21 protein-coding genes and 1 pseudogene are annotated in these 22,611 nt (G+C 32.9%); 15 read left to right on the plus strand and 7 right to left on the minus strand.

The features are described from left to right. The 5 genes from B3J44_RS15380 to B3J44_RS15400 form a co-directional block, all read left to right on the plus strand. Positions 1–870 (plus strand): glycoside hydrolase family 88 protein (locus tag B3J44_RS15380; protein ID WP_286969421.1); only part of this gene is annotated, 870 nt, incomplete at its 5' end. A gap of 88 nt (positions 871–958) precedes the next feature. Further along, a complete protein-coding gene (locus B3J44_RS15385; protein ID WP_198857041.1) occupies positions 959–1,738 on the plus strand; it encodes a hypothetical protein in 780 nt (259 codons plus the stop codon). Further along, positions 1,738–2,460 carry a hypothetical protein gene (locus tag B3J44_RS15390; protein WP_286969424.1) on the plus strand — a complete coding sequence of 241 codons (723 nt, stop codon included), beginning with the start codon at positions 1,738–1,740 and terminating at the stop codon, positions 2,458–2,460. The genes B3J44_RS15385 and B3J44_RS15390 overlap by 1 nt, the downstream gene beginning before the upstream one ends. A gap of 93 nt (positions 2,461–2,553) precedes the next feature. Continuing rightward, positions 2,554–2,961, plus strand: a complete 408-nt coding sequence (locus B3J44_RS15395) for a hypothetical protein (RefSeq protein WP_286969427.1) — start codon at positions 2,554–2,556, stop codon at positions 2,959–2,961. A 266-nt stretch (positions 2,962–3,227) separates the two neighbouring features. Further along, complete coding sequence (locus B3J44_RS15400; RefSeq protein WP_286969430.1) at positions 3,228–3,659, plus strand: hypothetical protein; 432 nt, start codon at positions 3,228–3,230, stop codon at positions 3,657–3,659. Positions 3,660–3,711: 52 nt separating this feature from the next. Here the strand turns inward: B3J44_RS15400 and B3J44_RS15405 are convergent, their stop codons facing one another. Beyond that, positions 3,712–5,226, minus strand: a complete 1,515-nt coding sequence (locus B3J44_RS15405; RefSeq protein ID WP_286969432.1) for an FMN-binding glutamate synthase family protein — start codon at positions 5,224–5,226, stop codon at positions 3,712–3,714. 36 nt (positions 5,227–5,262) lie between these two features. Next, complete coding sequence (locus B3J44_RS15410; protein ID WP_198857046.1) at positions 5,263–6,042, minus strand: NYN domain-containing protein; 780 nt, start codon at positions 6,040–6,042, stop codon at positions 5,263–5,265. Between the two features lie 200 nt (positions 6,043–6,242). Here B3J44_RS15410 and B3J44_RS15415 point away from each other — a divergent pair, with 200 nt between their 5' ends. The 5 genes from B3J44_RS15415 to B3J44_RS15435 all read left to right on the plus strand — a co-directional run bounded on the left by B3J44_RS15415 (position 6,243) and on the right by B3J44_RS15435 (position 11,724). Next, positions 6,243–6,692, plus strand: a complete 450-nt coding sequence (locus tag B3J44_RS15415) for an RrF2 family transcriptional regulator (protein ID WP_286969434.1) — start codon at positions 6,243–6,245, stop codon at positions 6,690–6,692. A 20-nt stretch (positions 6,693–6,712) separates the two neighbouring features. Further along, complete coding sequence (gene azu / locus B3J44_RS15420; protein ID WP_286969437.1) at positions 6,713–7,240, plus strand: azurin; 528 nt, start codon at positions 6,713–6,715, stop codon at positions 7,238–7,240. 99 nt (positions 7,241–7,339) lie between these two features. Beyond that, a complete protein-coding gene (locus tag B3J44_RS15425; RefSeq protein WP_286969440.1) occupies positions 7,340–9,574 on the plus strand; it encodes a nitric-oxide reductase large subunit in 2,235 nt (744 codons plus the stop codon). 26 nt (positions 9,575–9,600) lie between these two features. After that, a complete protein-coding gene (gene ric, locus B3J44_RS15430) occupies positions 9,601–10,332 on the plus strand; it encodes an iron-sulfur cluster repair di-iron protein (protein ID WP_286969442.1) in 732 nt (243 codons plus the stop codon). A 168-nt stretch (positions 10,333–10,500) separates the two neighbouring features. Further along, positions 10,501–11,724: a hypothetical protein gene (locus B3J44_RS15435; protein ID WP_286969444.1), complete on the plus strand. Its 1,224-nt coding sequence runs from the start codon at positions 10,501–10,503 to the stop codon at positions 11,722–11,724. A gap of 318 nt (positions 11,725–12,042) precedes the next feature. Here the strand turns inward: B3J44_RS15435 and B3J44_RS15440 are convergent, their stop codons facing one another. Genes B3J44_RS15440 through nirK form a run of 3 tightly spaced genes read right to left on the minus strand, consistent with a single transcriptional unit; the run spans position 12,043 to position 14,898 of the window. Continuing rightward, positions 12,043–12,639 carry an SCO family protein gene (locus B3J44_RS15440; RefSeq protein WP_286969446.1) on the minus strand — a complete coding sequence of 199 codons (597 nt, stop codon included), beginning with the start codon at positions 12,637–12,639 and terminating at the stop codon, positions 12,043–12,045. Between the two features lie 17 nt (positions 12,640–12,656). Beyond that, positions 12,657–13,436: a formylglycine-generating enzyme family protein gene (locus tag B3J44_RS15445; protein ID WP_286969449.1), complete on the minus strand. Its 780-nt coding sequence runs from the start codon at positions 13,434–13,436 to the stop codon at positions 12,657–12,659. A gap of 16 nt (positions 13,437–13,452) precedes the next feature. Further along, positions 13,453–14,898 carry a copper-containing nitrite reductase gene (gene nirK, locus B3J44_RS15450; RefSeq protein WP_286969451.1) on the minus strand — a complete coding sequence of 482 codons (1,446 nt, stop codon included), beginning with the start codon at positions 14,896–14,898 and terminating at the stop codon, positions 13,453–13,455. 257 nt (positions 14,899–15,155) lie between these two features. Between nirK and B3J44_RS15455 the strand changes: the two genes are divergently transcribed. After that, positions 15,156–16,415, plus strand: a complete 1,260-nt coding sequence (locus B3J44_RS15455; protein ID WP_286969454.1) for an aminotransferase class I/II-fold pyridoxal phosphate-dependent enzyme — start codon at positions 15,156–15,158, stop codon at positions 16,413–16,415. Positions 16,416–16,538: 123 nt separating this feature from the next. Further along, positions 16,539–17,027: a hypothetical protein gene (locus B3J44_RS15460; protein WP_198857055.1), complete on the plus strand. Its 489-nt coding sequence runs from the start codon at positions 16,539–16,541 to the stop codon at positions 17,025–17,027. A gap of 90 nt (positions 17,028–17,117) precedes the next feature. Here B3J44_RS15460 and B3J44_RS15465 read toward each other — a convergent pair whose 3' ends face one another. After that, the gene (locus B3J44_RS15465; protein WP_286969456.1) at positions 17,118–18,236 is read right to left on the minus strand and encodes a GTP cyclohydrolase; all 1,119 of its coding nucleotides are present in this window, start codon (positions 18,234–18,236) and stop codon (positions 17,118–17,120) included. A gap of 51 nt (positions 18,237–18,287) precedes the next feature. Next, a complete protein-coding gene (locus tag B3J44_RS15470; protein ID WP_198857057.1) occupies positions 18,288–19,256 on the minus strand; it encodes a transporter in 969 nt (322 codons plus the stop codon). A 39-nt stretch (positions 19,257–19,295) separates the two neighbouring features. Between B3J44_RS15470 and B3J44_RS15475 the strand changes: the two genes are divergently transcribed. The 3 genes and pseudogenes from B3J44_RS15475 to B3J44_RS15485 all read left to right on the plus strand — a co-directional run. Next, on the plus strand, positions 19,296–19,673 hold the full coding sequence (locus B3J44_RS15475; RefSeq protein WP_414654811.1) for a DUF4834 family protein: 378 nt from the start codon (positions 19,296–19,298) through the stop codon (positions 19,671–19,673). A 49-nt stretch (positions 19,674–19,722) separates the two neighbouring features. Continuing rightward, positions 19,723–22,161, plus strand: coding sequence for a YfhO family protein (locus tag B3J44_RS15480; protein ID WP_286969459.1), 2,439 nt, complete (start codon positions 19,723–19,725; stop codon positions 22,159–22,161). 48 nt (positions 22,162–22,209) lie between these two features. Then, a pseudogene (locus B3J44_RS15485) lies at positions 22,210–22,611 on the plus strand (glycosyl transferase family 1); the annotation flags it as partial.

A 22,611-nucleotide genomic window follows, 5' to 3' on the forward strand; every position in this document is an offset into this window, starting at 1 on the left:
TTAACGCCTTTATCGGTTACAAAAGCTGCAGATCATGATTTAGGTTTTCAGGTTTTCAATAGTTTTGGAAACGGATATCGATTGACTAAAAATAAGGAATACAAAGAAATCATTCTAAAAACTGCCGATACGCTTGCCACACTTTTTAATCCGAAAGTGGGAACAATACAATCTTGGCCTCACAATAAAATGGGGGGCCATAATACGATTATCGACAATATGATGAATTTAGAGCTTTTGTTTTGGGCTTCAAAAAATGGCGGAAGTAAAAATTTATACGACATAGCTGTAAAGCATGCCGAAACCACAATGGCAAATCATTTTAGACCAGATAATACTTCTTATCACGTAATCATTTACGATTTCGAAACGGGAAAAAAGATAAAAGGAAGAACAGCCCAAGGATATAGTGATGATAGTATGTGGGCGCGTGGCCAAGCATGGGCGATTTACGGTTTTACAATGACTTACAGGGAAACAAAAGACGTTAAGTTTTTAGATTTTGCCCATAAATTAGCGCGTGTTTACTTGGATAAATTAACAACAGAAGATTTAATTCCGTATTGGGATTTTAATGCGCCAAATATTCCAAACGAACCTCGAGATGCTTCGGCTGCGGCGATTGTTTCATCTGCACTTTTAGAATTAAGTTCGTACACAAAAGACAAGAATTTAAAAGCTGAATATTTGACAAAAGCTAAAAAGATGATCGTTTCGCTTTCAGATCATTATCAGAGTCATGATGTTAATTCAGCATTTTTATTGCATTCAACAGGACATAAACCAGCAAACAGTGAGATCGATTGTTCTATAAATTACGCAGATTATTATTATCTTGAAGCACTTTTAAGACTTCAGAAACTAAAATAGTTTATTGGTTTAAAAACATTTGCGAAAGCGGTAATATTAATTATTTTTGCAGTAAAATATTTACAATTTAAACCTAAAAAAATAAGCTATGATTAGAAAAATTACCCAAATCTTATTTGTTTTAACTCTTTTGCTGTCTTTTTCAGGCTGTAGAGATACTAAACAAAATATTCAAGCATTTGTAAATTCTTATAATAAATCGGCGGCTAATTTTAGTAATGACATCATTACTTCAACTGAAGCAAAGGCATTTCTAGATCAAAAAAGAATAGAAATTACGATGGAAACTATAATAGAATCAAATGCTGAAAATAAATCTATGTATACGCAGCTGTTTCCTAACTTCTTAAAAGAAATGTTTTCGACAGATAGAGAAATAAAAGGTCTAATTGAAGATGGAGTTGTTATCAAAGTTGATTTTCTTGGTAGCGATAATACATCAATTGCTGAATTTGAAATAGATAAGAAAGAACTTGATGAACTTATTAAAAAGAATGCTGGTAAACCAGTAGTTTCTGTTGAATCAGTAACACCTAATGGAGGTTCTGAGCTTGGAGAGATGTTAGTAATGATGAACAGGAATATGCCATTAAAAAATAGTGATGGCAGCAAGGTTTTGAAAATTTATCATAATGATAAAAACCAACTTGTTTATCAGGTAGAGATGCCAGATGATATAATTGAAATACTAAAAAATAATACAGCTAATTCTTTAGTTAAAGAAAGTATATTAAGACAAGGTCAGATTCAAAAAGTAGCTTCTATGATACAGCGCTATGGTATTAAAGATATTAAATATGAATATTTTAATGCTAAAGGTAAAATGATTAATACTTTAGTTTTAACAGAAAAAGATCTTCAACTATAATGAGCAGCGAATCAACAAGCTGGAGAACAGTTCTAGGTGTCATTTTTATTATAATAAGCTTACTTAGGCTTATCTCTACCTGTTCAAATAGTAACAGGAATAGTAATAGTTTGGTTAACAGCGATCTCAGCCCTTATGTTATCACCCAAGAAAAGGCTGAAGAACTAATGAAGCAAAGAGAAGTCAACAATCAAATTGCACAGTTTGAAAAGAATAGACGCTCAAATAATTTGTTTTACAAAAATTATGGTGCTTTAGACAGTCTTTCAATTATGGAACAGAATGATTACGGATTTAGCAAACTTAAAAGAGACTCTGTAGTTTTTATTGATATAAAGACTCAGTTAAATGTACCGAAAGAATACTATTTGCAAAACAATCATGATGATTCATTGCGAATGGCAATTAAATCTCCTCGAAATCTGACTATTTTTATTCACGATTTTGAAACTAAAGAAAGTATAGAAAACGGCTTTAAAAGTTTGAAAAAGTATAGTAATCTTAAGAAGTTTAAAGTTGAAAATACTATAGGTATGACAAAGGCTATTTCATATCAGATTTCTAAAGAAAATAAAACTTTCAACGGTTATGCATTGGCTTTTCAAGGCAAAGGAAGAGATTATCAGACATTTTTTGAATTTGAGAGCAGTACACTTTCTAGAGATCTAGTAAAAACGAAAGCTTTAGACTTTTTACTTCAAAATATGAAGCAGAAAAAATAAGGATTTATAGAAAGTAAAAGTCTATCTTAATTGAAATTGACAAATAATATCAAATATAATGACTAAATTGTATTTAGTTTAAAAACTAAAGTCATGATAAAAAAAATAAGCCAAATTGCCTTTGCAATAATGATGGTATTAATGCTTGCGAGCTGTAAAAATGCCAAACAAAAACTTCAAGAGTATGTTGTAACTTACAACAAAACTATTGCGCCAAGTTTTAGAGCTGAAAATGTAACACTTACTACAGCAAGAGGTTATATTAACGATGATAAAATAGAGTTGCGTTTTGAAACCGATTTAGAACAAAATGAAGCAAATAAGTCGGCAGCTGTTATTTCTTTTCCAAAATTAATAAAATTGATGATCGATAAAGACGAGATCCCAAGACAATTAATAGAAGAAGGGGTTCAATTTGATGTCTATTTTCTAGCAGATGATAATACTGTTTTAGATAAAGAAACACTAACGGGCGAATCGCTTAAAGATTTTTTGAAATAATAAATAGAGTTTTGTAGAAATACAAATTATTTTAATTCTTACATATTGAAAGTCTCTTTAAATAAATTTTAAAGAGACTTTTTTATGTTTACGACTAAAAGTTAAGTGTGTAATAAACGTTTTATTCTTACAAATATCCCTCTTTTTGAGCAGGTAATTGGTTTGTATTCAAAGAATTGTGTGTGTGATTTTTGTAATTGAATATTGTTTTTGTGTTATGAATTAATTATGTTTGAGTTAAAAAATAACTATTAAACCAAAAAATTATGAAAAAAATTACCCAAATCGCATTTGCTTTAGCTTTTGCATTATTCTTAGTAAGCTGTAAAAATACCAAGCAAAAAATACAGGAACATGTAAGTAATTACAATAATTCTGTCTCTATAAAAGGAAGCGGAATTACGAGTACATCAGCAAAAGCTTTTCTAAATGACAATAAAATCGAAATTAGAATTGAAACTAATTTAGAAGAAAACGATGCAAATAAACTAGCCTACAAAGAATCTTTTCCAGACCTATTAAAAGAGATGATTAAGAATGATCAGATTTCTTCTTCTCTTATCGCTGAAGGAGTAAAATTTGACGTCTATTTTTTAGCTTATAATAATGCTATTTTAGCCCAAGAAGTAGTAGATCAAGATGAGTTAGCGGTTTTAGAAGGAAGAGCAAAAGCAGGAAAAGAAACGGCAAAATTATAATTGAAAATTATGCATAAAAAAAAAATCCTCTTCATTTGAAGAGGATTTTTTTTTATGAGAACTGAGTAACGTTTTTCAAATTATCAGGAAAATAAAGTTCTGACAAGTTGGTAAACTCATCTCCTCTCATAAAAATATTAATGTCAACATCTGCAAATGATGTTTTTCCTGCTGCTGCTAAAAGCTCATTTGCAGCATGAAGCGTATTTTTATGGAAGTGATACACTCTTTCAGATTTGTCTGTGACTACCAAACCTTTCATTAGCATTTTGTTCTGTGTTGCAACTCCCGTTGGACATTCGTTATTATGACAGCGTAAAGCTTGAATGCAACCTAAAGAAAACATAAACCCTCTCGCGCTGTTGCACATATCTGCTCCAAGTGCAATTGCGTGCAAAATAGAGTAACCCGAAATGATTTTTCCGCTTCCAATAATGCGCATTTTATCGCGAATACCTAAACGTACCAAAGTTTTATTCACAAAAATCAAAGCAGGTTCAAAAGGCATTCCGACACCGTCTGCGAATTCAAGAGGAGCAGCTCCAGTTCCACCTTCTGCACCATCGACAGTGATAAAATCGGGATAGGTATCTTCGTTGATCATCTCTTGGCAGATTGCTTCAAACTCTTCAGTATTACCAATACATAATTTAAAGCCAATTGGTTTTCCGTTAGATAAATTACGTAATTGTTTTATAAATTGAATTAGTCCATTAGCATCAGAAAAAGCATGATGACCTGGAGGAGAAAGAATCATAGTATGTGGCACAACGCCTCTAATTTTAGCAATCTGCTCTGTGTTTTTAGCCGCAGGTAACACACCTCCATGACCTGGTTTTGCACCTTGAGAAATTTTAATCTCGATCATCTTTACATTTGGAAGATTTGCTTTTTCTGAGAAATTTTCAGGACTAAAATTTCCTTCGGCATCACGACAGCCAAAATATCCTGTACCAATTTGCCAAGTAATATCTCCGCCACCGGCAAGGTGAAATTCAGTTAATCCACCTTCTCCTGTGTTTTGGTAGAAATTCCCTTTTTTTGCTCCAATATTAATGGCGCGAACTGCATGTTCGCTCAACGAACCAAAACTCATTGCCGAAACATTAAATAAAGAAGCAGAATAAGGCTGTTTGCAATCTTTTCCTCCAACTATAACTCGAGGCAATTCTTCGTTTACTTTTGCTGGAAAAATAGAATGTTTGATTCCTTCGTAGTTTTCTGTATTTAAGTTTAATTGTGTTCCGAAAGGTGTGCTCGAATCAATATTTTTTGCTCTTTGGTATACTAAGGAGCGCTGATTTCTAGAAAAAGGTTTTCCATCTGTAGATCTTTCAATAAAATATTGCTGAATCTCAGGCGCGATCATTTCAAATAAATATCTGAAATAACCTAGAACCGGAAAGTTTCTTAAAATAGCGTGTTTTTCTTGAGATGCATTATAAACTCCTACAATTAGTAAGATTGGGATAATAAATACGAGCAAATAACCTCGTCCAGTATAGTAATAAATTGCAGCAACAATTAGAAACAATAAGAATCCGTAAATAAAGAATTTTTTTCTCATGTTTTTAAAAAATTAAATAGGTAATAAATGTGATAATTAGTTGAATCTTAGACGTACATAAACGTGCTTGATTCCTTTTTTGTCTGACTCTCTTTCGTCGATTTCCAGAATATCAGTCAATGATTTAAGCATTGGTGTCAATTTAGAGAAACCATAGTTTCGAGGGTCAAATTCGGGTTTTTTCTTGACGATCAGATTCCCGACATCACCCAAAAATGCCCAACCATCGTCATCTTCAATATCTTCGATAGTAGCTTCAATCAGCTCAATAGTCTGTTTGTCAATTTTATGAAGTGCTTTCTCGGCAGGTTTTTCAATTGGCTTTTTGGTATCAGTAGTGGTTGTTTTAGGTTTTTTCTTTTGAATAGCTCCATCCAAAACCTCAATATAAATAAATCGGTCGCAGGCCACAATAAACGAGTTTGGCGTTTTCTTTTCTCCAATGCCAATTACTTTCATGCCCGATTCACGAAGTCGAATGGCAAGACGTGTAAAATCGCTGTCGCTGGAAACAATGCAAAAACCATCTAATTTTCCAGAATAAAGCAAATCCATTGCATCAATAATTAGAGCAGAATCTGATGAATTTTTTCCAACTGTGTAACTATATTGTTGAATAGGTGTAATAGCATGTTCTAATAAAACACCTTTCCAGCCATTTGCATTTGGTTTTGTCCAATCGGCATAAATCCTTTTCGTAGTTGGCGTTCCAAGTTTTGCAATTTCTTCCATCATGCCTTTTACATTGCTATATGGCACATTGTCTGCATCAATAAGGACTGCCAGCTTTAAATCTTTTGAATTGCTTAAAGGCATTTGTTAAATATTTAAAATTTAATACTCTCAAAGTTAAAATTAAAATTGGTTTTTATAAGAATTGAATGATGAATATGTGTAATTATTGACACTAATTAGTTTCATTATAAATAATATTTGATCTTTAGAAAAATAATTAAAGATAAATTTGTCTTTTATTTAAAACCTGTATATCTTTGTGTGGAATTAATTAAGGATGTATGTTTTCAAAAGCGTGTGAGTACGGAATAAGAGCTTCAATATTTATTGCAACCAAATCTTCTAAAGGGATTAGGGTTGGAATAAAAGATGTTGCGAAAGAAATTGATTCGCCAGAACCATTTACAGCCAAGATTATGCAGATTTTAACCAAAAGTGGTATAATTCATTCGGCAAAAGGAGTTGGGGGCGGATTTGAAGTTTCGCCAGAAGCATCAAAAAACATAAAATTAATTCAGATTGTAGATGCTATTGACGGAAATAAAATCTACAGCGGCTGTGGAATCGGATTGAAAGAATGCTCAGAAGAACATCCTTGCCCTGTACATCACGAGTTCAAGAAAATAAGAGGACTTTTGTTAGAAATGCTTAAAAATACAACTTTAGAACAGCTAGCTTCTGATGTAAAATCTGGAGATTTCTTTCTTAAAGCAACAAATGCGAACAATTAATATTATTTAATATCTTAAAAATGAATACAAAAACCAAAATTTCAGTATTAATCCTAATGGGATTTTTAGCAGTTACTTCTTGCGGTAAAAAAGAAACTACTCCAGCTGAACCGACAGAAACAACCGAAACGTCTACTGAAGGCGAACAAGCTCCAGCAGCTGCAGCCACAGAGGAAAATGTTTTAGTTATTGAAGGAAATGACCAAATGCAATTTAATGTAAATGAATTGAAAGCTGTTGCCGGAAAACCAATCAAATTGACTTTGAAACACGTTGGTAAAATCCCGAAAGAAGCAATGGGACACAATTTAGTGATTTTGCAAGAAGGAACAGACCAAGCAGCTTTTGCTTTAAAAGCTAACGATGCCAAAGCAACTGATTATATTCCAGAATCTGAAAAAGCTTCAATCATTGCACACACTAAATTAATTGGTGGTGGAGAAGAAGATACAATCGAGTTTACAATTGATAAAAAAGGATCATACCCATTTATTTGCTCTTTCCCTGGTCACGTAGCCATGATGAAAGGTGTATTAATTGTTGAATAAATTACAAAGACTCCAAATGCTTGAAATAGGTTTGGAGTTTTTTTAAAAACAAATAAAAGATAATTTTGTCTTTTATTAATGAGTTTTCCCCCAAGAGAAATGAAAAGAGAAAAAAAATTATGGATAGTATTTGCATTGGTAATGTGTATATCATTTACAGTGCTGGGTTATTATGGTTACGAAATTTATCAGCAGGCTCCGCCAGTTCCAAAAGAGATTGTAACCGATTCTGGTAAAGCCGTTTTTAGCGAAAGCGAAATTAAAGACGGACAAAATATCTGGCAAAGTATAGGTGGCCAGGAAGTGGGATCTATCTGGGGGCATGGCGCTTATGTGGCCCCAGACTGGACCGCGGATTGGTTGCATAGAGAAGCCGTTTTTATATTGGATATTTATGCTAAGAAAGATTTTAATCAAAAATATGATGAATTAGACGCCGAAAAACAATCGGCTCTTAAGGTTCGTTTGCAGAAAGATTTAAGAACCAATCGATACGATGCTGAGACAGGAGTGCTCACCATTTCTGAAAACCGTTTGGCCGCAATTGAGTATTTGAGCGAATATTATAAAGGACTTTTTACAAATGATCCTCAATTTGATAAGTTGAGAGAAGAATATGCGATTCCGAAGAACTCGATTAAAGATGTGGAGAGAATGCATAAAATGAATGCCTTTTTCTTCTGGGCAACTTGGGCAACAGTTACCAATCGTCCTAATGGAGATATTTCGTATACACACAACTGGCCGTCAGATGAATTGGTTGGAAATACCGCCACAACTGAACTTTTAGCTTGGTCTGGAGTAAGTATCATTTTACTGATTTTGAGTGTCGGAATCTTAGTTTTCTATCACGCAAAATCGGGTGAAGAAGAAGAATTTCCGCTTCCAAAAGAAGATCCGCTTATCAAGCAAGGCAAAACAAAATCGATGGGATTGGTGACCAAATATTTCTGGATTGTGAGTTTGTTGATGGTTCTGCAAATGGTTTTTGGAATCATAACAGCGCATTACGGAGTAGAAGGAAATGGTTTATATGGAATCCCGATTGATAAAATTCTTCCTTATGCTGTAACGCGTACATGGCACACACAATTGGCGATTTTCTGGATTGCTACGGCTTGGTTAGCAACAGGATTGTATATCGCTCCAGCGGTTTCGGGTAAAGATCCTAAATTTCAATGTTTTGGTGTCAACTTCTTGTTTGTTGCACTGTTGATTATTGTTTTAGGTTCAATGGCTGGACAATGGTTTGGAGTAATGCAGAAATTAAATTTAGTTCAAAATTTCTGGTTCGGACATCAAGGTTACGAATATGTTGATTTAGGCCGTTTCTGGCAGATTTTCCTTTTAGTTGGATTGTTTTTATGGCTCGCTTTAATGATTCGTCCATTACTTCCAGTTTTAAAGAAAAAAACAGAGGAGAAAAACTTAATCATTTTGTTCTTAGTTTCTTGTACTGCAATCGCGATGTTTTACGGAGCTGGATTAATGTGGGGAAGACAGACTAATTTAGCTATTGCTGAATATTGGAGATGGTGGGTAGTTCACCTTTGGGTTGAAGGTTTCTTTGAAGTATTTGCAACAGTGGTAATTGCGTTTCTGTTTGTTCGTTTGGGATTATTAAAAACAAAAACCGCTACTTTAAATGTGCTTTTTGCAACCATTATTTTCATGTCTGGAGGTATTTTAGGAACCTTCCACCATTTGTATTTCTCAGGAACGCCAACAGCAATTATGGCTTTAGGAGCAACATTTAGCGCTTTAGAAGTGGTTCCGCTGACTTTAATAGGATTTGAAGCGTATCAAAACTATAAAATCTCAAAATCAACACAATGGATTGCAGATTACAAATGGCCGATTTATTTTATGATTTCTGTTGCCTTTTGGAATTTCCTTGGTGCCGGAATCTTCGGATTCATTATTAATCCGCCAATTGCCTTGTATTATGTTCAAGGATTAAACACAACGCCTTTACATGGACATACGGCATTGTTCGGAGTGTACGGAATGCTTGGAATTGGTTTAGTATTATTCGTGTTGAGAAGTTTATATAGAAATGTAAGCTGGAACACTAAACTGCTTAAAATTACTTTCTGGTCTTTAAATATTGGTTTATTTCTAATGGCAATCTTGAGTTTATTACCAATTGGAGTTTGGCAGGCAATTGAAAGTATCAGTCACGGAATGTGGTATGCTCGTTCATCAGAATTAATGCAGCAGCCAGCGATGATTACTTTAAAATGGCTTCGCGCAATTGGAGATTCAATTTTCGGAATCGGGTTTATAACGATGGCTTGGTTTGTATTTGAACTGACATTAAAAAACAAAAAATAAAACACAAAAAATATAAATTGATTATCATGGAAAATTTAAAAAACAAAACTATAGGATCATTTGTAGCTGAGGACTTTAGAACAGCTGCAGTTTTTTCAAAATATAGAATAGATTTTTGCTGCAAAGGAAATAGAACAGTTTCTGAAGTCTGCGAAAAACAGAATATAGATGCAGATGCTTTATTAGAAAATGTATTGCAGGTTGTACAATCAGAAAACAGTGGAAGCATCGATTTCAATGCATGGCCATTGGATTTATTGGCAGACTATATTGAGAAAACACATCACCGTTATGTAGAAGAAAAAACAAACGTTTTGCTTCCGTTTTTAGATAAATTGTGTAAAGTTCATGGAGCAAATCATCCTGAATTATTTAAGATAAACGAATTGTTTATTGGCTGTGCGGGCGAATTATCTCAGCACATGAAAAAAGAGGAATTGATTTTATTTCCATTTGTAAAAAGAATGGTAAAAACCAAAGATTCTGATGGGATTTTATCTCAGCCATCTTTCGGAACTGTATCTAATCCGATTGCAATGATGATGCACGAACACGATAATGAAGGCGAGCGTTTTAGAGAAATCGCTGCGTTGACCGATAATTACACTCCGCCAGCAGATGCTTGTACGACTTACAGAGTGACTTTTGCTATGCTGAAAGAGTTTGAAGCAGATTTACACAAACATATTCATTTGGAAAATAATATCTTATTTCCAAAAGCTGTGACGCTAGAAAAAGACTTTGTTGAAGTAGAATAAAGGTTAATTTTAATAGTTCGAAAACATCGGTAATAATCTTGTAAAGTGTTAATTATCGGTGTTTTTTATTTGAACCATATAAGTAATATAAGTTCATTTAAAACAGACTTATAATTTCTTAAATTACTTATATGGTTTAATAATTTTATATGTTTAAAAAGTTACAATATGAATTCTCAAAAAGCTTGGATACTATGCTGTTTTTTTAATTTTCTGATTGCCTGTGTTTTCGGATTGTTAATGCGGTTTATGTATCTGTTTCCTTTAGATTTTTTAAATTATAGTTTTCTACTTCATGCACATTCGCATGTTGCCATGTTGGGCTGGGTTTATTTGATCGTTTATGTTTTGGTTGTTCATTTTTTTATTCCGAAAGAAAAAAGTCAGAAACCAATTTATAATCGTTTATTCTGGCTAACAGAATTTTCAGTAATCGGAATGATGATTGCTTTTCCGATTCAGGGATATGCTTTGTTTTCGATTGCATTTTCAACTATACATATTTTACTTAGTTATGTTTTTTGCCGTTTGGTTTGGAAAGATTGTTTTAGGGATAAATCTCCATCACGGAGACTTTTATTGGTTTCGATTCTGTTTATGGTTTTATCTACTTGTGGCGTCTCGTGTCTTGGTCCAGCTGTGAGCACATTAGGAAAACAAAGCGCTTTTTATCAGATTGCGATTCAGTTTTTTCTACATTTTCAGTTTAATGGCTGGTTCATATTGGCAATTCTGGCTTTGTTTTTAAAACAATTTCAAAATAAAATTGATGAGGTAAAGTTTAAAAAGTTTTACTTTTTGATTATTGTTTCTACACTTTTAACCGTTTGTTTTCCTGTGCGATGGTTTATAGAAAATGATGTTTTGAGTTACATCAATGTTTTGGGAGTTTTAATTCAGTTAATGGCTTTTATTTATTTCTATAAAATGCTAAAACCACAAATCAGTGATTTCAAAAACACATTAAATGAAACGACTAAAATAGTTTACGGTTTGGCTTTGTGTTCTTTGTTTTTGAAAGTCGGAATTCAATTACTGACTCTTTTTCCAAATTTAGCTGAAGTTTCGCATCAAATCAGAAATTTTGTAATTGGTTTTATCCATTTAACCACTTTGGGAATCATAACAGGATTTTTGTTTGGAATTTTATTGCAGAATAAAATGCTTTCTGCTCACTCTCGAATATTGAAAATAGGAGTGAAGTGTTTTATTTCAGGATATATTTTGACAGAAGTTTTATTGTTTCTGCAAGGCTGGTTTTTCTTTTTTGGAAAAGGAACTCTTCTAGGATATTTTCAAAGTATTTTGATATTGAGTATTTTTTTGGTTTTGGGATTGGTTTTAATGATGAGTTCAATAATTAAACGAAAATCATATTGTCATAGTAAGTAAGTCCCTGCGAACGGCATATTTATAGCAGAGGGATGAGATATTGTAAAGCTTCGGAGAAGTGAAATATTTATAGAAAATGTTTGACGAAGATAAAGAGCTCCAGCGGAGCGATATATTTATACAATCATATTAGGATTATAATTTGTTAACCTGATAAATATTTCGCTCCGCTGGAGCTTTCTATGTAGATGATTTAGATTTTTCTATAAATAGTTCGCTTCTCCGAAGCTTAACTTGGCTTCTTATATAAATAAAAAACAAGAGCCGATTTTATCATAAACCTACTCTTGTTTCTTACTAATTAACCTATTTAAATATCTATATTTTTGCTGCTTCTTGATTTATGGTTTCAATTGTTTTTTCATTATTTACACCTAAACCTTCCTGCTGAAAAACCAATTCTCCTTCTGGATTAAAAACGCTAATAATATTAGAGTGCGAAAAATCTATTGGAGAGATTTTTTTGTAATTGACAGCCAAAACTGCCGCAAACTCTCTTGTATTTTCTTCAGATGAACGAAGAAAAATCCAAGGATCTTGATTCATTTTATTTTCAATTGCAAACGATTTTAATTTTTCAGGAGTATCTGTATTTGGATCAATACTTACCAAAATCAATTTGACATGCTCTTTTGTTTGTTTTTCCAGTTTTGATTCAATATCTCGCATATCGGCAACTAATCTAGGGCATGCCGCTTTACAGCTTGTGTAAATCATTACCATTACGAGAACATTTCCTCTAAGCGATTTTAATTCAATATCTTTTCCATTTTGCGTTGTCCATTTTGATGGCAGATTATAAATCGATAAATCACTGATTTCTTTTTTTGTTTCTGCCTTAACCTCTTTTTTATCAGATTCTTTACAGCTGTAAAAAGAGAATAGGAGAAGAAAAGCAATTGCTATTTTTTTCATTGTAAACTAATTTTAAATTAGATTTTTGGTTTTGTTGTGCTAGCACATCTAAAGCCAAGATTTCGTGTTGAATATTGCGCTTTCAAGCTTCCTCTAAATGCATAGCGCATAAAAGCCGCATAATCCATTAAATCGGAAGCATTAACTGATCCGCTTCCGCAGAAAAGATTTTTGTCAGTGCTTTTGTCTTTTCTAGATTCTCCTGATAAAAAAATACTGTTGAAATCAGATGTCCATTCCCAAACTAAACCGTGCATGTCGTAAACTCCCCAGTAATTTTTGAATGTTTTTCCAATCTCATTTTCGTACGTTTTCGATTTCTCGTACCAAGACAAAATGTATTCGTTGAATTCTTTTTTGGTTCTGGCATCTATTTTTTTAGTGTCAGCCATTGCCACATATTCCCATTCATCCATTGTAGCTAAACGTTTTCCTTGGCACTCGCAGTATTTTTTTGCAGCAAACCAAGAAACGCTTGTTACTGGCGATTTGGGTTTGGCATTTCCAAAATCAAAATCAGTTGGCCAATACGACAAATAGCTTTTATCGGCAAAAATTCCTTTAATTTTTGATTTTTGATAAGAAGGATTTTTTTTGACAAATTCTAAAAACTCACTATTTGTTATAGGATAAATGTCTATGTAAAAAGAATTTACCGTTACAGGATTTTTAGAAACGGCTCCATAAAGAGGGACAAAAGATCCCTCTTTTATGAAAACCATTCCTTTTTCCTGAGCTTTCATGACACTAACTGCAGAGAAAAAGAGAATTGTAAGTATGAAAAGGTGTTTTTTCATGCTAGAAGTTTTGCTGTTATCTTAAAGCTTTTACCATTTCTGGTGTAACTTCTGTTTTATTATTTCCCCAACTGCTGTAAATGTAGGTTAGAACATTTGCGATTTCATCATCAGATAAATTCTGAGCAGGCATTACGTTGTTGTATTTTTTTCCGTTAACGGTTACTTCTCCAGTTAAACCGTGTAGGATTGTTTTAATAGCGCGTTTAGAATCGGCATTTAAATAATCTGATTTTGCTAAAGGAGGGAAAGTGCTCGGAATTCCTTGTCCTTCAGATTGGTGGCAAGCAAAACAAGTTGTTCCAAAAATTTCTTTTCCAATTTTAACTTTCTCTTCGACTGTACGTTTTGGAACAGTAACTTTTGCTGCTGCTGTTCCAGGCATTTTCTGTATTGTTCCTCCTTCTGGTAAATAAATACCTTCTTGGATTGTTCCAGAATAAATGTTTTTGTTTTCTTTTCCTTCCACTTTCAACATTCCTAACGCACCTTTATTAAATGCTCTAAAAATAGAGTGGTCAACTAAGATGAAAGTTCCAGGAGTTTCAACTTTAAAGTCTACAATAGCAGCGCCACCTGCAGGAATTAAAGTTGTTTGGACATTTTTATTTACAACACTTCCGCCTTCTATGTGAACACTGTCAAAAATTTCTCCAATAACGTGGAAAGAAGAAACTAAGTTTGGTCCTCCATTTCCAACAAACAGACGAACAGTTTCTCCAACTTTTGCTGTTAATTCATTTCCATTGGTTAAAGAACCTACTTTTCCGTTAAAAACAACATAATCTGGAGTTTCTTTTACGGCTTTGTTCATATCAAACGGCTGAAGACCTTTTGCGCCATATTCACCTTGAGTGTAAAAATCACCCTGCATTACATAATATTCTTTATCAACAGGTGGAAGTCCGCCTTCTGGTTCAACTAAAATCAATCCATACATACCATTTGCAATGTGCATTCCCACAGGAGCTGTCGCACAGTGATACACATACAATCCAGGATTTATCACTTTAAAGCTAAAAACTTTTTCGTGTCCCGGTGCTACAAGAGAAGAAGTTGCTCCACCACCTGGACCAGTTACGGCATGCAAATCAATATTGTGAGGCAGTTTATTATCAGGATGATTTTTTAAGTGAAATTCAACTTCATCACCAACACGCGTTCTAATAAAGCTCCCTGGAACAGAACCTCCAAATGTCCAATAGGTATATTTTACACCATCAGTCATTGTACCTTCTTGTTCCTTAATTTCCATGTTTAGTTTTAGTTTCATCGCCGTTCTGTTTCCGACTGGTTTCGGAACGTGAGGAGGCGATGTAAGTTCTGCATCCATTTCACCTTCAGTTATAATATCTGCATAATTTTTGGTTTCTTCTTTTTTACAGCTCCCTAAAATTAGTAGCATAAATAACGAGCACATAAGAACGCTTGTTTTAATCCAGGTTTTGTTAGTTCTTTTCATGATATATTTAGATTTAATTTTGTGTTAAATTTCTAAACAAAAATAAAAGACTTAATTGTCTTTTATTATGATATTAATCATGTTTTTACCTCATTACAGAGCTAAAGGCTTTTTGGGTATTAATTTAATATGAGTAAAATCTTACTATTTTATGATAGCATAATATTTTTCAATAAAAATAATTGAGGCTCTTCATTTTAAATTAATATTGATTATTTTTGCTCGCTGATAAAGTAAAAAAAATTACTACATATATTATGGTAAAAGATTTATTCGAAAGAATTCAGGACAATAAAGGACCTTTAGGAAAATGGGCTTCTCAAGCAGAAGGTTATTATGTTTTCCCAAAGTTAGAAGGAGAGTTGGGTCCTAGAATGCAATTTCACGGAAAAAATATTTTAAACTGGAGTTTAAATGATTATTTAGGTTTAGCTAATCATCCAGAAGTTCGTCAGGCAGATACGGATGCAGCAATTCAGTTTGGTGCAGCTTATCCGATGGGAGCTCGTATGATGTCTGGACACACTACGTATCATGAACAATTAGAAAATGAATTGGCTGATTTTGTAATGAAAGAATCTGCTTATTTATTGAATTTTGGTTACCAAGGAATGGTGTCTATTATTGATGCTTTGGTTACTAAAAATGATATTATTGTTTATGATGTAGATTCGCATGCTTGTATCATTGATGGTGTTCGTTTACACATGGGTAAACGTTTTACATACAAACACAATGATTTGGAAAGTATGGAGAAAAACTTGCAGCGTGCTACTAAAATGGCAGAAGAAACAGGCGGAGGTATTTTATTTATTACTGAAGGTGTTTTCGGAATGCGCGGACAGCAAGGAAAATTAAAAGAAATCGTTGCTTTAAAGGAAAAATACAATTTCAGACTTTTAGTAGATGATGCTCACGGATTTGGTACATTAGGTAAAACTGGTGCTGGAGCAGGTGAGGAGCAAGGGGTTCAAGATGAAATCGATGTTTATTTCTCTACTTTTGCAAAATCTATGGCTAATATTGGAGCTTTCGTAGCGGCTGATAAAACAGTTATCGATTATTTGAAATATAATTTACGTTCTCAAATGTTTGCTAAAGCTTTACCAATGATTCAAACAATTGGTTCTTTGAAACGTTTAGAGTTATTACGTAAATCTTCTGCAATTAAAGACAAACTTTGGGAAAACGTAAATGCATTGCAAAACGGTCTTAAAGAAAAAGGATTTAATATTGGAGATACAAATACTTGTATTACACCAGTTTACTTAGAAGGAAGTATTCCTGAGGCAATGGTGATGGTAAACGATTTAAGAGAAAATTATGGTATTTTCCTTTCTATCGTGGTTTATCCAGTTATTCCAAAAGGAATTATCTTATTAAGAATGATCCCTACAGCTTCTCACACATTAGAAGATATCGAAGAGACTTTAACAGCTTTCGAGGCAATTCGTGAGAAATTGACTAACGGAACTTATAAAGAAATTGCTGAACGTACAACTGTTGATGTTTCGTAAATTTCACTAAAAATAGATTCTCTTAAATGGGAATTATGTAAAAAAATCCATTTGTTCTACGAATGGATTTTTTTTTATTTGAGGTAACTTTATATCATAATCACAAAATAAAAATGAGGAATTATGAAAAAAGTACTAACACTAACAGCAGTACTTGTCTTGTCAATTTTTGCTTCTTGTAAAAAAGAAACAACAAAAACAGAACCGGTACAAATTACACCAAGTCCGCCAAAAGAAGCTGAAATTTTAGAACCAGCTGGAGATCAATGCTACGCTTGGAAATCTAATGGAAGCGTAATAGAAATGAGTTTTAATGTTAATTCCCATCAGGAAGTAAACGGAAAACTAAGTTATAATTTGGTTGGAAAAGATAAAAACGAAGGAACTTTAATAGGAAATATGAAAGGTGATACTTTAGTTGCCGATTATACTTTTAATTCAGAAGGAGTTTCTTCTGTAAGAGAAGTTGTTTTTCTACAAAAAGATGGAACTTTTATTGAAGGATATGGAGATGTTGTAGAAGCAAATAATAAAGTTTCTTTTAAAGATAAATCAAAACTAAAATTTGATGCCAAAAATACTTTGGTTAAAGTGGATTGCAAAGTAGAGTAATGATGTGTTTTATAAAGTGAAAAATCCATTCGTTTGGGGGCGAATGGATTTTTTTATTGTGATAACTTCGGCTGTGACTGAAAACTAAAATTAAAGATTCTTCAAATAAGTTTTTCTCTGGCAGTGAATAATTGGATTAAAGTTTTTCCAAAGTAAATGAATGGCATTGTTTTCTAATAATTCTGGAGTTCTAATACAAGTTTGAATTCCTTTGGCAGAAAATGTTTTGTAATATTCGTCAAAAATAATAGCCGTTACACCTTTATTTTGGTATTCAGGATGAACTCCGATAAGGTAAAAAACAACATCTTTACTATGCTTTCTAGCTTTTAATAATTGAAGAAAGCCAAACGGAAATAATTTACCTTTTATTTTCTGTAAAGCTTCAACAAAACTTGGCATTACAATACTAAAAGCTACTAGCTTATCGTCTTTGTCTAAAACGAATTTAATGTATTCTGGATTGATAAAGCTAATGTATTTCTTTTTAAAATATTCTTTTTGAACATCTGAAATTGCTACGAATGAAGCTAGTTTTTCGTAAGATTCATTAAACAAATCAAACATTTCGTCTACATAAGGCATAATGTCTTTTGTTTTGGTAAACGTAAGAGATTTTAATCCGTAGCGTTTTTTGATTAGTTCTTGAGCTTTTTGAAAAAACTCGGGTTTTACATTTGAGAAAGGAAATATACTTTCGATAAATTGTTTTTCAATCTGAAATCCTAATTGTTCTAAATGTGTTACATAATAAGCATGGTTGTACCATGTAATCATAGTTCCAATTTGATCGTACCCTTCTGTTAGAACTCCTACTTTATCTAAATTAGAGAAGCCCATTGGTCCTTCAGCATGCTCTAAATTATGTTTTCTTCCTAATTCAAAAACTTTTTCAAGCAATGCTTTTGTAACCTCAATATCATCAATTACATCAAACCATCCAAAACGTACTTTTCTCTTGTGCTGATTGTTAACTTCAGCCCAATTGATGATAGCAGTAATACGTCCAACAATTTTATTGTCCTTATAAGCTAAATAAAAATAAGCTTCAGCATTATCAAATGCGGGATTTTTGGTTTTATCAAAAGATTCCAATTCGTCTGAAATAATGGGTGGCACCCAATACGGATTATCCTTGTATAATGAAAAAGGAAATTTGATGTATTCGGTTAATTCTTTCTTGCTTTTGGCTTCTTTAATTGTAATCATTAAGGTGGTATTGAGAGTTCTTAATAAAAAGACTCTGGGTTATTTTACGCTTTATTCGTATTTTGCTTTACGTTTTCTTTCTTTTTCCTGATAATCAACTTTTTTGTCGTTATCAGGATTCTTTTTAGCTCTGTCTGCAGCTTTATTTTCAATTTGTTTTTCTTTGTACCATCCGTCATAGCGCCATGATACACCTACGCCTCCATATAAAATAGATGGCGTATTTTTAAAATTAGTACTTATCGACGCATCAACTTGCATGTTGGAAGAAAGAAGGAAAGCAGCTCCTCCGCGAAGAATTGAATCGCTATAGAAATCGCTTTTATATCCTTGATTTTCAACAAAACCAGACCATCTGTCGTTAAATCCGTGCGTCAAAGTTAATACATATCCGTAACTTGGATAGTCTGTTCCAATATAATCTGCAATAATATTGGTTACAAAAACCCAAGCGCCGCCTCCCAATAAGTTTTGTGTAATCAACGAAACCTTTGGAGAAATAGCACCATCAGGAGAAAAGTAATAAGGATTATTTGCTCCAACAAAATTAGCACCTGCGAAAACAGAAACAGCTGGAATTAACTCTCGCCATTGAAAATTACGATTGGCTTTATAGCTGTAAATGTTTACTTCTCTTTTATAATTTTTATAAGGATCATAAATAAGGTATTTAGCTCCTAAAACCGTTTGTCTAAAGTTGTTTTTTTTGTAGCTAATGTACGGAGTGTCAAAACTTTCTGTTTGGTATTGTAAGTCGGCAATAAATTCTAATTGTTCGAGAAAAGCTCCATAACGAATGGTAAGATCTGTGCCAAATCCGCTTGCATCATATCCTAATAAATCGTGTTTTTCTTTAATGCCATAAACGCCAAGTTCGGCCTGAATTACAGATTTTCCAACAGCATATGCTGACATGGTTTCTCCTGGGCGATTGGAATTAATAACGTCAGTATATTGCGCAAAAAACAGTTGTGGAATAAAAAAAAGTACCGGGGCAAGTAAGTTTTTAATTTTGAACATATAAATTTTTTTGGGTTAAAAAATAATAACGCATTTCAAATGTACATATTTTATTATTTATTTAAGATTCATATTTTATTTTTAAGAAATGGATTTATTAATTTTGGAAAAAAATATATAGTTATGCAAGAAGCATCATTTTCAGGTTTGTTTAAAACCATCATGTGGGTTATAGCTTTTTATTACATTTTTAAATTTTTAGCTAGAATCTTTTTGCCAGTATTGGTTAAAAAGGCGGTAGAAAATGCTAGTGAAAATTTTCAAAGACAACAACAGCAGTATAATCAAGGCAATACATATCAGAACAATCGCAATACAAATATTAATGATGAAATAATCATTAATACTGCTAATGCTAAAAATCCGCGCGAAACCAAAAAAGTGGGAGAGTATGTCGATTACGAAGAAATAGATTAGATTTGTGTCCTGAAAATTTAGGATTCATTTTAACCCAAACTAGCCAAAATTGAAAATAGTAAATAAGTTCTATCCGCATGCCCTTGTTATCTTGGGCTTTATTTTTGTTTCGTTAATTTATTTTTATCCAGTTCTACAAGGAAAACAAATCTTCCAGTCTGATATTGCTCAATACACCGGAATGGCAAAAGAGCAAAATGACTTTAGAGCAATGGAAAATGCTGAACCTTATTGGACAAACTCTGCTTTTGGAGGTATGCCAACATATCAGTTAGGAGCAAATTATCCGAACGATTTTATTGGTAAAGTCGATGACGTTTTACGTTTTCTTCCGCGTCCTGCAGATTACTTATTTTTATATTTCCTTGGTTTTTATGGCTTATTATTGGTTTTAAAAACAGATCCTTTGAAAGCTTTTATAGGTTCAATTGCATTTGGTTTTTCAACTTATATGATTATTATTTTAGGTGTTGGGCATAATGCCAAAGCACATGCTATTGCCTATATGCCTTTGGTAATTGCTGGGTTTATACTCGTCTTTCAGAAGAAGTATATTAAGGGCGGTCTGCTCACCATGTTTGCAGTGGCATTAGAAATTAGTGCCAATCACTTCCAAATGACCTATTATTTATTGATTTTCTTATTGATACTTTCAGGTTATTATGCTTATAATTTTATCAAAGAAAAAGATTTTAAAGGACTTTTAATTTCTTGTGGCGTTTTGCTAGTTGCTGGAATTTTTGCTTTAGGAGCAAATGCAGGTAATTTAATGGCAACAAATGAATATGCTAAATATAGTATTAGAGATAAAAGTGAGTTGACTTTTAATCCAGATGGATCTAAAAATGAAACCACTGCTTCTATGACCACAGATTATATTACAGAATATAGTTATGGTATTGCAGAAAGTTTAAATTTAATTGCTCCAAGAATTTTTGGAGGTTCAAGCCATGAAAACGTTGGTACAGACAGCCGTATGTATGCGTTTATGGTTGAGCAAGGAGTTCCTGCCTCTCAAGCTCAGGATTTTGTTTCAGGAATGCCAACGTATTGGGGAGATCAGCCAATTGTTTCTGCGCCAGCTTATATTGGAGCAGTAGTTTTCTTTTTGGCCGTTTTAGCGCTATTTATAGACGAAAGAAAAATCAAATATGTTTTCCTTGCTGGAGCGCTTTTCACTTTAGTGCTTTCTTGGGGTAAAAACTTCTCTTTGCTAACAAACTTCTTTATTGCATATGTTCCTTTATACGATAAATTTAGGGCAGTATCTTCGATTCAAGTTATTTTAGAATTATGTTTCCCTGTTTTAGCTGTCATGGGATTACAATCATTCTTTAAAGCTAAAGACGAACCAAAATTACAGCAAAAAGCATTATTGCAAACAGGAGTTTTTGGTTTAGGAATTCTTGTTATTTTATTAATTGCTAAAAGTTTCTTCCATTTTACAGGAATGAACGATAATGCTTATTTGGAAAGCTACGGACCAGGTTTTGTCGATGCTTTGAGAGAAGATAGAATGACAATGTATTATGCAGATTTATTACGATCTGGGTTCTTAATCGTAGTTACATTTGTAGTGTTATGGATGTTTATTAAAAACAGATTTTCTCAAACTACAACTTTAATCGTTATTGGAATTATAATGATTTTTGATTTGTTCTTTGTAGATAAAAAATACGTTTCTGCTAAAGATTTTGTTAGTCCAGTTCAAATTGCAGCGCCTTTTCAAGAAACACCTGCAGATGCTCAAATATTAAAAGACACTTCTGTTTACCGCGTATTTGATCTTCAAGGACAATTGCAAGGTAGATCTTCATACTTCCATAAAACTATTGGAGGTTATAGTGCTGTAAGACCGAGAAGAATGCAGCAATTGTACGATTATCAAATTGCTAAAAATAATCTTGAAGTGCTTAATATGCTTAATGTTAAGTATGTAATTCAAGTGGATAAAGACGGAAATCAAATTCCTGCTGTTAATCCAGATGCTAACGGAAATGCTTGGTTCGTAGGTGCAGTAAAACTGGTAAATAAACCAGATGATGTAATGAAAGCTTTGAATACTTTAGATACTAAGAAAGTTGCAGTTTTCAATGTTCATGAGCATGAAAGCAAATTTCAAAATGCAAGATTAAAGAAAGCTTTTGATACAACAGGAACTATTAAAGTTGTTACTTATAAGCCAAATTATATCAAATACAAATCGGAAAATAATGGAGACGGTTTAGCTGTGTTCTCTGAAATGTACTATAAAAATGGTTGGAACGCTTATATCGATGGTAAATTAACAGATCATTTCCCAGTTGATTATGTTCTAAGAGCTATGGAAATTCCTGCTGGAAAACACACTATAGAATTCAAATTTGAGCCTCAAATTATTAAAACTGGAGGAACAATTACTTTAATAAGTTCTATCGGAATGTTGTTACTTTTGGCTGGTGGAATTTATTTTGAAAGTAAAAATTCTAGCAAGAAAAAAGAGGCCTAGAACTTCTAAACTCTAAATTTGCACTTTAAAATAGAAAACTGATTTCCATTGGAACAAAAAAAACTTTTAATAATTACCTATTATTTCCCACCTGCGGGAGGGCCTGGTGTACAGCGTTGGCTGAAATTTGTAAAATATTTGCCAGAATTTGATGTGCAGCCAATAGTTTATGTTCCAGAAAACCCAACTTATCCAATTGTTGATGAGGGGTTGGTAAGCGAAATATCAGATGAAGTAATTGTTTTAAAAAATAAAATTTGGGAGCCTTATCAATTGGCTTCCATTTTTTCGAAAAATAAAACCAAGAAAATTAGTTCAGGTATTTTTCCGCAAAAGAAAAAACAGACTTTTTTGGATAAAACATTTCTTTGGGTGCGAGGAAATCTTTTTATTCCAGATGCACGTGTTTTTTGGGTTAAACCATCTGTTTCTTATTTAGAAAAATACATT

Origin of the sequence: Flavobacterium sp. UBA4854 (genome assembly GCF_002399805.1) — a bacterium.
In the GTDB taxonomy this organism is placed as follows: Bacteria; Bacteroidota; Bacteroidia; order Flavobacteriales; family Flavobacteriaceae; genus Flavobacterium; species Flavobacterium ginsengisoli.